Here is a 16067-nt window from a genome sequence, read left to right on the forward strand (position 1 = left end):
ATTTAATTTAAGTTCCTATTTTGACTCGTTTATAACTTGAATAGCCTTTTCTAAAACTTCATCTCTGCCTTCTTTTATACCCTTTATTGTAGGATTAACTCCAATATCAGGCTTTACTCCAACCCTTTGAGTCTGTGTTCCATCAGCTTTACAAGCCCCCATAAGTGACATTGAAATAGAAACGCCAGGAAGTGGTATATATACAAATTGTCCAGTTACTCCACCTGAGTTACTGCCTATTATTACTGAATTTGGTGCAGTTCTTAATGTCATAGCTGTGAATTCTCCTTTACTTTCACAACCTTTATTCACTAAGATTGTAACCTTGCCTTTATAATAATTAGGATTTTCTTTTCCATTCATAGGAGGAGTCTTATACTCAATAAATTCTCCTGGATTCTTAAAATTAGGAGAAATCATATTACAAGGAAAATCAAATTTCGGTAAAAGATATTCATAAAGCATAAACACAGGAAATGCTGGATAATATCTTAAGTCTATTATTAACCCTTTTGTATTTTTAACATCTTGCATCATTTTATCAACTTCATTCTCTTCTAATGAAAATGGACAAATATAAGCTATACTGTCATTGTTCAATTTGTAAAATTTATCTTTAGGAGCCTTTACAGCCCTAAAGTCTTCAGTGCAATTAAGCTTATCTTTTAAAGTTTCATTCCCTCTTTTAAATTCTATCTGCACTTTATTTTTAGGTGATCTTAATATATATTCTGATACTACAGAAAAATTATCTTTTGTTCTTGAATAAGATAAATATTTTTCTTTTTCTTTTATTAATGCACTTATATCCTTATTATCTATTTTTGTTATTATATCCCCTTGTTTTACTACTGGGTTACTATCTATACATTTTACCACTTCTGTTACAACTACTTTATTTTCAATAAAATCAAGCTTTAATGGAAGCATATATTTACCAAAATAATTATATAAAAAATTATTATCGTCATTAAACATTACATGTGTATCATTAATATTGTGCATTAGTTCTAGAACATTTAATTTATAACTTTCTTCATTATTACATTTTATAAATTTAGGTATATATTCCTTAAGAACATCATCCCAATTTCTATCCATTATATCTCTATAAGCAAAAAAATACTCTACTATATTCCAACATCTAAATAAAGACATTAACTTATATCCATCATCTGTATATTTCATATTAGGATAATTTTTTTCGCCTTGAAACAGACCTTTTTCTATATTGCCATCAATATATTTGTGTGTTTTATAATTTCTTTCGCTTTTAGATACCTTAACTAACAAATCACTTAATTTATCACCTAATAATTCTTTATTTTCTATCCATTTTATATCTGGTTTTAATACAATTTTTCCATCTAATGGAGTTTGTCCTTCTGATATTTTTACATCACCTAATTTATTTATCCATTCATAAATAATATCATTAAATTCTTTATCATTCTTTGAAGTTAAAGCTTTTGGCATTATTCTAAATAATTCATCATCCCAATCCACATCCCCTGTTGCTATTTTCGGATGATAATACTTTACAAATCCCCATACCTTGCAAAGCTTGTACAAATCATTTTCTTGCTGCTTGGTAACCTTTTCAATTTTGATATTAGATCCATTGTCATAATTTTTATCATCCGCAAAAACATTAATAGTTGGTATACATGTAAATAACAATACCATTGTCATAATGAATGCTATAATCTTTTGTTTATTATGAGATTTAGAGTTTTTAATTAATTTCCTATTCATTAGAATTCCCCCTTAATCTATAAATATTTGGATTATATCTTAATCACTATTTTACCATATAAGTATTTTTATTCTATAGTTTTTTATCTAAATGTCAGAATGTTCTCTTAAAAACCTCTTTTTTTATAATTAAATATCAAACTCTCTCTAGAATTATCATAAAATATATTGTATAATTTAACTTGAGAGAAGTATATATTTACATATTTGGGGGTTATATGAAATCTTTTAGAATAATAGACCTACTTTTGAAATCATTATTTCTTCTATTATTTTTAATAATCTTGGTACCATTTCTTCCATATAAGTTTCAGCAAATACATAATACTAATCCAGATCAAACTAAGCTAAAATTACAACATAATCAAGCTATTGGTGGTCTAAGTGTTATTGAAGGTAATGATAAAATACAAGCTTATGTAAAAACTCAAAATCTTTCACCTACTAATAATAGGATTTACTTAACTGGCAACACGCCTTATAATGATTTATCTTTTTCTAAAAATGGTGTTCCTCTTGATACTACATTTATTGTTTATGGTAATTTTACGGATAATGCTCCAAATCATGAGACTGTCATTTTTGACGTAAAAGAATGGTTTCCAAATAGCGGCTACATATCTATAAAATATAGTAAATGGTGGAAAAATGTTAATATGGATTTTAACATTTTCATTAGCACAATAATATTAGTATTTCTTATATTAGTAGCATTTATTTCAAAACTAGTTATAAAAACTAAGCTAAAAAAGCACTAATCTTCAGAAAAGATTAGTGCTTTTTTGAATAAATAATAAACTTCCTGCTAACAATCTTATATCTGGTTATGACACTTCAGCGTAGCACCACTACTGTCGACAAACCGTAGGATAGATTTTAAAGTCGCACAGTAGTGGTAGCGTAGCGAATTGCGCGTAACCTGGTGATGTATGGCATATAAATCTCGACCTCGACGAAACATCGAAGCATAAAGGCCAGGAAGTTTACTACTAATATTCTATTATATATATATTATATATAATCCAATACTCTATTTCAATAATTTCCAATACAAAAATTTATACAAATTTCTTTATTTTATTACCTCCATAGCTTTTTCAATAATAGCTTTATACCTTTCGCCATTAACTGATCTTAACCACGCTACCTTACCTGATATTTCATTTACCAATTCATCTGGTATGTCTCCATTAATCTTAAGTTTACTTGCATTATGAATAGTAGCTCTTAAGTTTCTAACCCATTTTTTAGGTACACCAATTTCCTTATTATTTATAACAATACCAGTTATATATTGTCTATTATTTTTCCGTAAAAACTTTGTTTTTGATTTATTTATTTTAAAGCCTTCTTCAATTATTATTTTTGAGGCTAAGCCTAAAAACTTATTAATTTCTTTATTTTCACTCTCTTTATCTACTTTTTCTTCCTTAAATAATAATAATTTACTCTTATCCTCTAAACTAAAACTCATATCATCAGCATATCTAGTATATAAAAATCCATATTTAGAAGCTAAACCCTCTAGCCTCTTATCTAATCTCAAACAAAGAATATTAGTTATCATAGGGCTTGCAGGAGATCCTTGCGGCAGTACCCTTCTTGAAGTAGCAACATATTTCTTTTCACCTTTTACTTCTATCTCCATACGCTCACAATAAGTACAAAGAATTGCTAATAATGATGAAATATAACCTGAATAACCAAAACTCTTAAACATTCCTCTAACCCTCTCAAAGGTTATAGTTTGGAAAAAATCCTCAAGATCCATATTTATCAATAAATCTATTCCTGTACCATGAGCTAAAGCTCCAGTAATAACGGATTTCTCTTTTAGAAATCCATGAGCATTTTTGGATACTTCTAATTTACCTAAAATATCTTCTAAAATTCTCTTTTGAGAAAATTTTAATACACTCTTTGGAGCTGCAATATTACGAAGTTTACCATTTCTTTTTGGAACAATGTATCTATAATAATTATCACAAGTAGTTACATCCCTGTGATATGCTAAAAATCTTAATTGACTATAATCAAGCCTTAAAAACTCTGCCAACGCTTTATCATCTTCTATTATAGGCAATCCATTCTTTAATAATTTATCCTTATTGCTTTCTTTATCTTTAAGAAGATTAGAATATCCCTTACCTATAAATACAATATTTTCACTCTTTTTTTGTTTCCATATATTACTTCTTTTAATTCTTTCTTCTTCTTTTAACCTCTTTCTATTTTCTCTTCTTTCAATAGATTCCTTAAAAATTTGCTGTGCAACATCTAAACGAATTTTTTCATAATCCCAAGTTTCATCATATTTTTTCTTTAGCTCTTTAAGCTTATCATTAATAGTATCTTTTTCTTCATAAACCTTTGCTATATTATCTATTATTTTTTCATATTCCTTTAAAAGCTTTTTTCTTTTAGCATAAGATTCTGGCGATTCATTTTTCTGTATTTCATAAGGTGTTGGTAAATCCTTGGGCCAAAAACCATATTCCTGCATTTTTAAAAGTGTAAATTCCTTTTTACCTAATTTCCCTACCATGTCTCTATAATTTTCTCTCTTAGCACTACTACTATCCATCATAACAACATCTCCATAATATCCTCAATTCTATAATCTTTATTTGGTTCTAACTCTAATTTCAGGATTTTTGAAGCTGTTAAATATAACGCTAATATATGTGAACATGGTGCTGATATATTTCTAGGTCCTCTATTAAACTCACTACATTTACACTTTAAACTATTTATCTGACCATCTAAATCAATAATTATTTCTGTATTGGAAAGCTCATATCTTTTATTATATTCAGGCGTCCCCTGATAACGCCAATTTTGATACTTGCTATTTGGAATATTAAAAGATTGCTTAATTATAAATTCTTTATTTTCTGTAACACTTATGACTAAGTTTCTCATTCCTTGCTTTAACTTCTCATCAACTTCTAACTCCATAGATGTTGTTTCATATAATTCCTCATTAATAGGAATATTGCATAACTTTCTAAATCTAACAAGATTATTAGCTGCATCAAAATATCCTTCTCCACGCTTAAATAACATACCTATACCAGCTTTATTATTTACCTTTGAATTAGACTGTAATTTCTCATTTATAGATTCTATTGTTAATGCTCTCTCAGTTTTCATTAGCTTATAAACTTCACCATAGCTTCCATTACCAACAAAGCCAGCTAATATATTAAAAGCTGTTCCTTTTACCCAGTCATTTGCAGACCATGAAGAAAAACCAATGGTCATTTGCATACTTCCTAAATCCCCTATAATAAATTGAGGCATACCAAATCCTAATAATCTAATAGTAAAAACCTTCGCAATAGGTATTATTTTCTCAATAACAAGCCATCGTCTTCTTCCCCAAATCTTTTCTTCTCTTTTCTTCTTACCATTATATACAGCTCCAAGGATGATTTCTTTGCCAAAGGGTTCAAAAAGAATCCTAACTTGCTTCCCTGGTTCTAATATCCACTTCATATATCTAGGGCTTGATTTTTCCTTATTTCTTCTCAAGAATGAGCATATATCATACATATCTGTAGGTGATATTTCAATATCTATTCCTTCTAAACTTGAAGCTGATGAAACCTGATTAAAGCCTTTTATCCAAGTCTCAGGTAATTCTATTTTTTTCTCTACATACTCTGGCATTACCCCTGTATCTACTGTAAAACCTCCTGGATTTATAGCAAGCTCAACATTTGTATAAGTACGAAACCTTTCCATTTCTTTAGCTAATTTAGCTGAAAAATCTATATTGGTTGTTCCAAGCTTTGGCTCACCGACCAGATCAAACTCATCCATATCAATAGACAAACATCCATAAGTAGATTCATCTAATGAAAAAGCTTCAAAGGAAACCTGGTCTTTATGCACTGTTATGACTGGGTCTAGTACAAACCAAAGTGAAGTATCCCTATCTCTTATAAATTTCCAAAAATCTCTTTCTAACTTGTAATAATTCCTCCAAACATCATGCTCATCAATCTCTTTTTTAAGCTTACTTTTTACATCTATAAGCTTTCGAATTTCACTATCCTTTTCTTCTATTTCTTGCATAATTTCATTAATGCTCTGCTCCAAATTTTTTCTTACTTCTGGTAAATACTCTTGATGCAAAAGAACCCTTCTTTCAATTTCTTGATCAAGCCATGCAAAAAATTCAACCCGTTCTTTTTTCTGCTGTCTTGAATCTGAAACTACTATTTCCCTAAGCATAAGCATTGCATCTCTAAAAATTAGAGGATTCTTTAGTTTACCTACAAAAGATACTTGCTCTTCTCTAGATAGATCTGAACTAAAGCCCAAAACCATTCCATTCTCTTTTGGTACACACATTGATGGACTTGCATATTTATAATTAACCTTCAATTAAAGCTTCCTCCTTTCTAATCTTAGCTAAGGTAACTAATGCTTTTTCAGAATCCTTTATAATATTCGAGCCTCCAATATCCATAAGCATAGCTTTAATCTCGCCTGAATTTTCTCTATGGCTTATAACAAATTTAGGAAGTATATTATATATATTATCCTTACCTTTTGAAACTTTGTTAGGCAATAGTAACATTGTCTTTACATAATATATAAAAAGTTTTTGATTCTTATCTCCTAAATTCTTTAAAACCTTGTTGACCTTGTCTGATATATATTCTTTAACTTCTGTAGAGTTACTTTCAAGCATTTGAACTATAAATTCCTCTGGTATAACTTCTCCATATATTTCTTCTAACTTTCTAAGTCCAAAAGAATAAGCTCTTTTAACTGGAGAATCAATAATTAGCAGATGTAGCTTCTTCTTATCTTCCCCTTCTATTCTGTCGAATACCTTATAAGCTACATCATTAAGGTAAGCTACTTCTGATTCAAACATTATTAGTAGAGTCTTCTCCCTATCTTTTAATGTATTAATATTCCTATTTATAATGTTAAATAAAATATTAATAGTTGATGCTGTACCTCTTTCCAAAATACTTATTATCTCTGCATCAGTAGGTATTTTGTTATTCTTTATAGCATTTAAAAGAGAAAGTACTTCCTTACTTCTTGATGGGATAGTTTTATTAAAAAAAGTAATACTTATTTCTTCAATATTTTGCTTTAACATATCATAATCTACTGCAAATATAATAGCTTCTATAAATGAGCTTATCCACTTTGTCATTTTCACCCCATTTGCTAATATATCTACTAAGTTTGATAATACTTTTATTTGTTGTTCTTTTCCTAATTCCTTTACTTTATAACTTGAACTTAAGAGTATATCCATAGCCCCTTTTGAAATCTCTACTTTAGCTTTTCTATACTTATCTATACTACTTATAACGTAATCCACAAATTCCAAATAAGTAGCTCCTTCTAAATAATTTATACTACTTTCAAATATCTCTAGCCAATTATCAAGATTATCTAAAAATAATAAATCCGCTGTATCCTTTGCTGAAAAAGCTCCATTTGTATTTTTAAAATACTCCATTGCAACCTTGTTAAGTTCTTCATTTGATGCTCCAATTAAAGCAATCATCAAACTTGAATCAAAACTTTCAACTTTATTTAATTTATCTTTTAAAATTTTATTAAACATATTTGCAAGAGGCTTATAATAAACTAAACTTAACTCTATTAAATTTTTATACCCCATATTTTCTATGAATTCTGGCGCTTTAGGAGAATCCTTTAAAATATAATAGCAAGCTTTAACTATTACATCTAACTTTGAAATTGTAGCAATCTCAGCTACCACTTCTAAATTATCATCCCATATTTCTTTCTTAAACTCATATCTTCCTTTAAGTTTCATTAATTGATCATTATGAATAAATTCATATCTTTCTGACCAATTATTCCAACCTGTAGGTGCCTTTTCCTTAAAATCATCATATAAATAATGTTTTATAAACTCGTTAAATTGAAAATTCTTTGGAAACTTACAAAGATAATCATAATTATTATAACTACATAAAAGTAACTTCATTGCTTCCATAAACTTTTGAGGATCATTTATGCTATAATCATCAATTGCTCTTCTTACATATCTCTTAAAGTATCTTAAAGCTTTCCCTTTTTCACTGCCTTTAAAATAATAGTTAAGCCTTGGAGCATCTAGAAAATAAGCTATTTTACCCATTACATCAGCTAGTCCATAAATATCTGCCTCTTGTATGGTATCTTTAAACTCTATAAGCTTCACTTTTACACCATCATTATATTGACTTTTTTTATATCTTTGAGGAGCATCCGACCAAATATACTTCCTCTTTTCATAATCATAGTTGTAATAATAATCTTGTAATATCCCACTAGAAGCATACTTTCTATATGTCGCTCCATTAAGTATCTTCCCATCTGGCACTTCAGTACCATTTACTTTCATAAGATGAAAATCCATTTTTGACATATTATCATGTATCCATTTTATTCTTTCAGTTCTTAAATTATCATCCACAGAAGTTATATATATATCTACACATCGTTTCACTCCCTGTGCATAACTTTCTGAATCATACACAGCAAAATTTCTAGCCTCTTCCATTAAGGAATCATCTCTTCTTTTTGCAAATTCGAGAAACAACCCTGCTATGACTTCAGAACTTCCTATCTCTAAAATCTTATTATATACCTCCTTTGATGGATTCATATCCAAAAGCGCTTTTAAAGATTTCTTTCTAAGATAGAGGCTTGTATTACTTAAAATATTTATTATAAATTGTGAATAAGTTTCTAACTCTCCAGCAAGTTTTAAAATATCATCAGGATTACCTACTAATCTAAAATCAGAAAAATTTATATTCTTTTCTTTAACCCTTTGTACAATTTCATAATAAGATAGCTTTTCATAATAAGGCAAAACAATTTGCTTTTCCTCAGGTAAATTAACAAATTCCTTAACCTTATAAGCTTCATCTCTTTTCCAATAATAATAACAAAACTTTAAACCCTTTTTAAGATACATCTCTGCACCATTGTTATATGATTCATCTGAATTCAAATCCGCATCTTCATCCCATAGTATTTTTACAGCTTGAAAGGAAGTAAAATGTCCATTTTTTCCTCTAAATATAGCATAGCTTACATATCTAATCTCTTCTTCAAGTAAGTTATTCTTCGCTATTCCTTTACTATTCATATCTTTAAATGCATGCAATCCATAAAAAATAATTACGCTAGGATTATTATTCTTATCAACACCCCACAAAAGTTTTTTTCTAAATGGTCTATACTCTTTTTTCCATATTCTTTTTATAGACTTAGGCATTTTATATGAATACTCTTTATGTTCATCTGAAGTTACATCTATTTCTGCTTCTTTTCGAAATTTTATTAATGAAGAAATAAATTTAAAAAAGTTTTTTCCTGTTGAATTTGGCATATTCACAACCCACCCTTTAATATCTAGTGCTGATATAAATGCACCGATTTATTTTAATTATTATATATATTCTATATAGTTTATATATAATTCAAGAACACTCATAATTTCATTTCTTATTAGATAACCCATGTATAAAATAACACTTTTCACATATCATAAAATTGAAAGGTCGTGATATAATGAAAAAGTTAGTTATTTTCCTTACTTGTTTATGCTTATCATTTAATATTTATAACGTAGCTCCTTTAGCTCAACCTGCTACAAACACGATTAAAGAAGGTATTTATAATACCTCAAACTTAAATCTTATACAGGATAAAATTTATACTGTTCAAAACGTTTCAAAAGATCAAAATGCTCATATAATACTTTTTAACGACCATCAAGAAATAATACAATATATGAAATTATTACCTAATTCAGAAAAACAAAACTTATTACCTATAAAAGCAAACTACAGAATTGTGATAATAGGTAATGCAGATGTATTCTTGGCATAAGAGGTACTCTTTAAAGTACCTCTTAATTTATTTCTTATATAAAATCCCAACTTAAATATATTCTACCTCCTGATTGTATTATATATATTATCGCTACATAATGTACTATTCTTTATAAATATGTAAATTCCTTCAATAATATTTTAATTTAGACTAACCCTTATATTATATTAATAAGCAAATAAAAACTTCTATAAATTCTTTATATTTTTTAAGTTAAACAAGTTCTAATATTTAATATTAACAACCTCCAAATTCATCAATAAATAAGTGAAAATGCCCCTCTACATATTAATAGAAAGGCATTTCTTAATTTATATTTCACTATTAAAATAGTTATTTTTTTGACTGACTTATTACTTCAATGGCCTTTTCTAAAAGTTCATCCCTACCTTCTTTTATTCCATTTATTGTAGGTGTAACTCTAATATCAGGTTTTATTCCTATCTTTTGAGTTTGTCTGCCATCAGGATAATATATCCCTATTCCTGTCATACTAATATTAAGTCCTCCAGGTAATCTCATCCAAATAATATCTCCATCTGCTCCTACAGAATCACTACCTATGATTACAGAATTGGGTGCACACCTTAATGCCATAGCTGTAAACTCTGGCCTGCTTTGACTTTCTCCATTAAGTAGTATTGTAACTTTTCCTTTATAATAATCAGGATTATTATATCCTACAGTAAGGCTTTCTGGTAATGCTCTAAATTCTCCTGGATTTTTCAAACTAGCTACAGTTATATTGGTAAAAGGTTCTGCTTTTGGCATAAGATATGCGCCTAAGGTATATACTATAAAATCTAAAGGATAATATCTTAAATCTATTATTAATCCTTTTGTATCTTTAAATTTTTTCATAACATCATGAATTTCATTTATTTTTAATGAACCAGGACAAATATAACCTATATTATTGTCTATAAATTTATGAGATTTTTCTTTAACTTCAGTTTTACTATAATCATCAGTATATTGAAGTTTTTCTTTGAAAATCTCGCCATTTCTTTCTATTTCGAATTCAACTTCCTTTTTGTTACTTCTTAATAGGTAACTTGATAATTTTGAAAAATTATTCTTACTATTTGAAAAACTTATATATTCCTCCTTCTCTTTCATCAATTGAAATATATCTTTATTATCTATTTTAAGTACTATATCTCCATTTTTTACTTTTGTATTGCTATCTATATCTTTATTTACATTTGTTATAACCACTTTATTTTCTATTAAATCAATTTTTATTGGAGATATATATTCACCAAAATATTTATACAACATTCCCTTTTGATCTCCATGAAATACATGAGAATCTTGAATATATTTAGAAACCTTAACCATGCTTAACTTGTAACTCTTTTCATCATTTCCTTCTAATATTCGAGGTATAAATTTTTTCAAAACCTCATCCCAATCTTCATCCATTATGTCTCTATATGGGAAAAAATAATCCACCATATTCCAGAATCTGAATAGAGCTAATAATCTATATCCTGAATCTGCATAATTCATATTAGAGTAACTGTTCTCCGATTTAAAATTAGCATTTCCTAAATTCGGATTAATCTCCACATATCTATGTTTTTCATAATTTCTATCGCATTTAGATATTTTGACTAACAGATTACTTAAATCATCACCCAAAAATTCTCTACTCTCTATCCAAGAGGTATCTGGACTTAAGTAAATCTCCCCTTCTGTAGATTCATTTTGGGCAAAAATCTTTACATCACCAAACTTATTTATCCACTCATAAAGAACTTTATTTAATTCTTTATCATCCTTTGTATTCAATACTATTGGCATTATTCTAAATAATTCATAATCCCAATTTATATCTTCAGTTGCTATCTTAGGATGATAATATTTCACAAATCCCCAAACCTTACAAAGCTTGTACAAATTGTGAGATTGAATATTTGTGATTTTTTCAATTTTTACATTTGAACCATTATCAAACTCTTTATCTGTCGCTAAAACATTTAAATTAGGTATTGATAGAAACAGAAATACTAAACTTATAATAAATGCTATTATCCTTTGTCCTTTATTGAATCTTATTTTTTTATCCATAAAGATTACCTCCTTATTATAAAAATTATATTTCCTTCTTTAAGGTTAACACTAACAAACCTCAATTACAATATATATTACATTTATGTATGTTTATGGATATTAATAAGGCAATTTATTTTTTTAAAATATAAAATAAGTTTATTTTAATAATAAAATTGCTTATATATTATACTAAAAAGTTCAAATAATTAGATTAGTTTTTAATTATCATAATATATTTGTTCATATAAAAAGCATAAAAAATAGTGAGTAACTAATTACCCACTATTTTCTTATACTTAATTAAATTTTCTACTCTTTAATAACCAAATCCACATATGATTTTAATACATCCGGCTTATTAATTGCAATCTTCTTATTCCTATATTCTATAATACCTTCTTTTAAGAATTCGTTTAAACATCTAGTAACCGTTATTCTTGAACATCCTATGTTATTTGCTAATTCCTCATGAGTATATATATATTTTAATATAATAACTCCCTCACTATTAGGCTCTGTCATAGAAGCTAATCTCAATAATGCATCTGAAATTTGACCTCTTGAGTCATTAAAGACTGAATTTGTAAGTTGTAGCATAACTATTCTAAACTTTCTTGTCATACTATGCATGAAATATCTATATATTTCTGGCTCTAAGCTCAATTCTCTTTCTAAAACTTCTTTACTTATAATTGAAATTTCCACAGATTCTTTAGCCTTTGAAATTATTGAATCTACACCACCACAGAAATGAATCATTTCATTTAATATTTCTCCACTTCTAATATAATATAAAAACTTTTCATGACCCTTTAAACTAATAATACTTTGTGAAACCATACCACTTACTACAATTCCTAAATACTTTTCATAGTTTATATCTATTATCTCATTTCTTTTGTATTCCTTTACTTGCCCAAGTTTACTAAGTGTATTTAAAAAGTAATCTCTCATCATTTCTTGTCTTTCACAATTAAAGAACTGCTGATACATAGATTTCCTCCCACCCTATTTTATCTTAATGTAAATTTTAAATTATAGTCTAATTATATCACAAAAATTCAATACTCCTCATATACAACAAACTTATTTTTCTTCCTTATAATCATTTCCTAAAAAAAATGAATCACTTCTATAATATTTATTATAGAAATGATTCATTTATATTTTAACTTAAAATTCTTTTAAATTAGAATATCTTTCCCATAGCAACTTTTAAATCGTCTTTATTTGTAACTGCTGCCTTTATTGCCATTGTAAGCGCTTCTGTAATTTTTTCTAATTCCATAAATGGAGTATTAGGTTTATTCATTACTTGCATTGGTATGAAAGGTACATGTATAAAAGTTCCCCTTATATTCTTATATTTTGTATTAATTAAGTAAAGTAACCCATACATTAAATGATTGCATACAAAAGTTCCTGCTGTATTTGAAACAGATGCTGGTATATCTACTTTTTTAATTTCTTCAACCATTGCTTTAATAGGAAGATTTGCAAAATAAGCATTTTCTCCATCTTCAAAAACAGGTTTATCAATAGGACTATTTCCTTCGTTATCTGCAATCCTTGCATCATCAACATTTATTGCAACTCTTTCTATTGTTATATCAAATCTACCGCCAGCTTGACCTACACAAATTACTACATCTGGATTTTCTTTAACTATTGCTTTTTCTAATTCTATAATAGATTTATTAAATACTGTTGGTATTTCAACTTTTACTATTTCAGCACCTGAAATTACATCATCTAATCTCTTTACTGCCTCAAAGGAAGGATTAATTGCTTCTCCTCCAAATGGATTGAATCCTGTTATTAATACTTTCACGTTAATCACCTCATTATATTTATTATTTTCAAATTTTTTTATTAAAACGCCCAGAAATACATTAAAGCAATATGAGCTACAAGCATTACTAAAGCTACTGGCAATTGATATTTAATAATACCATTCTTTTTATCCTTCATTTCCAAAATAGCTGTTGGAACGATATTAAAGTTAGCTGCCATTGGCGTAATTAATGTTCCACAGAAACCAGCTGTAAGAGCAAGTGCAGATGCAATTACTGGATTTCCTCCTTGTGCAAATACGAAAGGTACCCCTACTCCAGCAGTGATTACCGCAAACGCTGCAAAAGCATTCCCCATAATCATAGTAAATATAGCCATACCAACACAATATGCTACTACTCCAAGGAATATATTGCCTTTTGGTATTGTGCTAGAAATTCCATTTGCAATTATGTTCCCAACTCCAGCAGCTGTAAATAACGAACCTAAAGCTGCTAGAATTTGTGGTAGGATACTAGCTGGACCCATTAATTCAAGGAATCTTCTTCCATCTTCTGCCATTTCAGTAGTTTTTCCTTTGGTTGCCCAAAGCCCTGCGACAGTTGATACAATTGTGGCTATTCCAAGAGCTACGAATGGTCCAAGTTCCTGTGACCAAAATTGAGCTACAATAAATGCTACAAAGCCCAATAATAAAGCTGGTATAAATATTTTATTTCCTATCTTTTGTGACATTTTTTCTTTAAATTCACTAGTTGATTCTTTAAACTTATTGAATTTTACTAGTTTAAAGGCAGAAAGTATTGCCATTATTAAAACTAAATATCCTATAACAGTATCATTTACAAAAATATTTTTATTACCCCATACCATTCCAATTCTACTAAAACTAAAAATAAAACCTACTATTCCCCAGAATAAAGCTGTTGGTATCCTTGAAGGATGATTTTTATCCTTTAAAGTTATGTACATTGAATAAAAACAAACAAGCCCACATGCAACATATAATAATTCTGTCATTGAATCCTTAAACATAAAAACCCTCCTTTATTTATTTTCTTTAGCCCTTTTATATTTTTTATTAAACTTTTTATCATAATAAAGAAATTGTATTGTACCTATTACCATTATAAGTATTGCCACAGGTAATGATGCCTTAGCAACACTAAGAGCGTCAACATTATAACCTTGCTCCTTCATAACTCCAACTATTAAAAGTACACCACCTGAACCAAAAAAGAAATTTTGTCCAAAGAAGTTACCATAGTTCTCAACAGCACCTTCTAAACCTTTTATAGTTTCATCATCCTCTTCATCAATTTCTCCATATTGATTCTTTGCAGCACCCTGTGCCATAGGAAGTATAAGTGGTCTAATAAATTGAACATGTCCACCTATTCTAATACTAGCCATAGCAGCTAAAGTTCTTATTACTAAATAAGCAGAAGTTAATTTTCCTACTGTTGCAGATTTGATTTTACCAATAAGATATGCAGCCCTTTCACGAAGACCATATCTCTCTAAAAGTCCAATTACAGGAAGAGAAATTATAAACAAAGACATATATCTATTGGTTACAAAAGATTTCCCTAGTATTGTCATAATCTCATTAAAAGACATTCCTGATACAAGTCCAGTTGTGATACCTGCAAAAACAACAACTGCAATTGTATCAAGTTTAAGTATAAACCCTATAACTATAATAGCTATTCCAATTAGTTTTATCATAAAACTACCCCCTTAAAATATACTTTTTAAATAATATATCAATTTTTTATCTTTTTATCTGTATCACAGGCTACAAAATATCAAAAGTTTATTTAATTTATAAAATAAATAAACTTTTGATAAAACTTAGTATGTATATTATGAGATTTATTACTAACAAATAAATGGTAATAATAATGTTTTCACTATAAATAAAAGATTCAAATAAGTGATGGAACTAGAACAAATAAAACTGTTACTTTAGTATCATTATTATTAATAAATCTATGATTAATTCTGGCTGGTATTCTAACAACATCTCCTTCTTCAAGTGGATAAATTTCATTTTCTAATTGAACAGATACTTTTCCATAAATAACCACAGCAATTTCTTCCTTATCCTCGTGTTCATAATGATTATCGGTAGTTGCTGAATTTCCATTGAGCTCCATAGTCAATAATTGAATATGACTTTTCATAAAATCAGGAGTGAGTATATCTTGAACAATATGGGATTTATCTTTCCTAAATATCTTTTTTCTATCATTTTTATGGGAAATTAATGTATTAGAATCAATATCATTCACAAACAGAGTATATAATGGAACATTCAAAGCTGTAGCTAGCAATTCTAAAACTGTTAATGATGGATTCCCATGCCCACGCTCTAATTGACTAATTAAAGAAGTACTAATACCTGAATACTCAGCAAATTCTCTTATTGTCATATTAGTATTTTTTCTATAATTTCGTATTGTTCGTCCTATTAATCTTAACTTCATTCTTTTAAATCCTTTCTGTTTATTAAAATAATCATTTATAAATAAAATATTTAATCCACTAAACTTTATAGACACCAT

At 28.1% G+C, this 16067-nt stretch carries 12 protein-coding genes; 2 read left to right on the forward strand and 10 right to left on the reverse strand.

The genetic code is table 11. The features are described 5' to 3' along the window. Positions 1 to 15 precede the first annotated feature (15 nt). Positions 16 to 1755 carry a S41 family peptidase gene (locus BUB01_RS06965; protein ID WP_072985976.1) on the reverse strand — a complete coding sequence of 580 codons (1740 nt, stop codon included), beginning with the start codon at positions 1753 to 1755 and terminating at the stop codon, positions 16 to 18. A 218-nt stretch (positions 1756 to 1973) separates the two neighbouring features. Here BUB01_RS06965 and BUB01_RS06970 point away from each other — a divergent pair, with 218 nt between their 5' ends. Continuing rightward, positions 1974 to 2513, forward strand: a complete 540-nt coding sequence (locus BUB01_RS06970; protein ID WP_072985977.1) for a hypothetical protein — start codon at positions 1974 to 1976, stop codon at positions 2511 to 2513. Between the two features lie 314 nt (positions 2514 to 2827). Here the strand turns inward: BUB01_RS06970 and BUB01_RS06975 are convergent, their stop codons facing one another. The 3 genes from BUB01_RS06975 to BUB01_RS06985 are packed head-to-tail and all read right to left on the reverse strand — an operon-like array spanning position 2828 to position 9142. Then, positions 2828 to 4342: a reverse transcriptase family protein gene (locus BUB01_RS06975; RefSeq protein ID WP_072985978.1), complete on the reverse strand. Its 1515-nt coding sequence runs from the start codon at positions 4340 to 4342 to the stop codon at positions 2828 to 2830. After that, positions 4339 to 6147, reverse strand: coding sequence for a hypothetical protein (locus BUB01_RS06980; protein ID WP_072985979.1), 1809 nt, complete (start codon positions 6145 to 6147; stop codon positions 4339 to 4341). Before BUB01_RS06980 ends, BUB01_RS06975 begins: the two co-directional genes overlap by 4 nt. Next, a complete protein-coding gene (locus BUB01_RS06985; RefSeq protein WP_072985980.1) occupies positions 6137 to 9142 on the reverse strand; it encodes a hypothetical protein in 3006 nt (1001 codons plus the stop codon). The genes BUB01_RS06980 and BUB01_RS06985 overlap by 11 nt, the downstream gene beginning before the upstream one ends. 182 nt (positions 9143 to 9324) lie before the next feature. Between BUB01_RS06985 and BUB01_RS06990 the strand changes: the two genes are divergently transcribed. After that, on the forward strand, positions 9325 to 9645 hold the full coding sequence (locus tag BUB01_RS06990) for a hypothetical protein (RefSeq protein ID WP_072985981.1): 321 nt from the start codon (positions 9325 to 9327) through the stop codon (positions 9643 to 9645). A 336-nt stretch (positions 9646 to 9981) separates the two neighbouring features. Here BUB01_RS06990 and BUB01_RS06995 read toward each other — a convergent pair whose 3' ends face one another. The 6 genes from BUB01_RS06995 to BUB01_RS07020 all read right to left on the reverse strand — a co-directional run bounded on the left by BUB01_RS06995 (position 9982) and on the right by BUB01_RS07020 (position 15989). Then, positions 9982 to 11721 (reverse strand): S41 family peptidase, encoded by a 1740-nt coding sequence (locus BUB01_RS06995; RefSeq protein ID WP_072985982.1) that lies wholly within the window; start codon positions 11719 to 11721, stop codon positions 9982 to 9984. Between the two features lie 294 nt (positions 11722 to 12015). After that, entirely contained in the window at positions 12016 to 12699 is a 684-nt protein-coding gene (locus tag BUB01_RS07000) for a Crp/Fnr family transcriptional regulator (RefSeq protein ID WP_072985983.1), read from the reverse strand. Positions 12700 to 12895: 196 nt separating this feature from the next. Beyond that, on the reverse strand, positions 12896 to 13537 hold the full coding sequence (pcp, locus tag BUB01_RS07005; RefSeq protein WP_072985984.1) for a pyroglutamyl-peptidase I: 642 nt from the start codon (positions 13535 to 13537) through the stop codon (positions 12896 to 12898). Between the two features lie 41 nt (positions 13538 to 13578). After that, on the reverse strand, positions 13579 to 14535 hold the full coding sequence (locus tag BUB01_RS07010; RefSeq protein WP_072985985.1) for a DUF979 domain-containing protein: 957 nt from the start codon (positions 14533 to 14535) through the stop codon (positions 13579 to 13581). A gap of 12 nt (positions 14536 to 14547) precedes the next feature. Continuing rightward, positions 14548 to 15225 carry a DUF969 domain-containing protein gene (locus BUB01_RS07015; protein WP_341422527.1) on the reverse strand — a complete coding sequence of 226 codons (678 nt, stop codon included), beginning with the start codon at positions 15223 to 15225 and terminating at the stop codon, positions 14548 to 14550. 203 nt (positions 15226 to 15428) lie between these two features. After that, complete coding sequence (locus BUB01_RS07020; protein WP_072985987.1) at positions 15429 to 15989, reverse strand: helix-turn-helix domain-containing protein; 561 nt, start codon at positions 15987 to 15989, stop codon at positions 15429 to 15431. Positions 15990 to 16067 lie beyond the last annotated feature (78 nt).

This window comes from Clostridium cavendishii DSM 21758 (genome assembly GCF_900141845.1).
GTDB classification, from domain to species: Bacteria; Bacillota; Clostridia; order Clostridiales; family Clostridiaceae; genus Clostridium_AG; species Clostridium_AG cavendishii.

Bases quoted from the DNA above. Each gene is read 5' to 3' on its own strand.
- BUB01_RS06965 (WP_072985976.1), bottom strand. From the start codon at position 1,755: ATGAATAGGAAATTAATTAAAAACTCTAAATCTCATAATAAACAAAAG.
- BUB01_RS06970 (WP_072985977.1), top strand. From the start codon at position 1,974: ATGAAATCTTTTAGAATAATAGACCTACTTTTGAAATCATTATTTCTT.
- BUB01_RS06975 (WP_072985978.1), bottom strand. From the start codon at position 4,342: ATGATGGATAGTAGTAGTGCTAAGAGAGAAAATTATAGAGACATGGTA.
- BUB01_RS06985 (WP_072985980.1), bottom strand. From the start codon at position 9,142: ATGCCAAATTCAACAGGAAAAAACTTTTTTAAATTTATTTCTTCATTA.
- BUB01_RS06990 (WP_072985981.1), top strand. From the start codon at position 9,325: ATGAAAAAGTTAGTTATTTTCCTTACTTGTTTATGCTTATCATTTAAT.
- BUB01_RS06995 (WP_072985982.1), bottom strand. From the start codon at position 11,721: ATGGATAAAAAAATAAGATTCAATAAAGGACAAAGGATAATAGCATTT.
- BUB01_RS07000 (WP_072985983.1), bottom strand. From the start codon at position 12,699: ATGTATCAGCAGTTCTTTAATTGTGAAAGACAAGAAATGATGAGAGAT.
- BUB01_RS07010 (WP_072985985.1), bottom strand. From the start codon at position 14,535: ATGTTTAAGGATTCAATGACAGAATTATTATATGTTGCATGTGGGCTT.
- BUB01_RS07020 (WP_072985987.1), bottom strand. From the start codon at position 15,989: ATGAAGTTAAGATTAATAGGACGAACAATACGAAATTATAGAAAAAAT.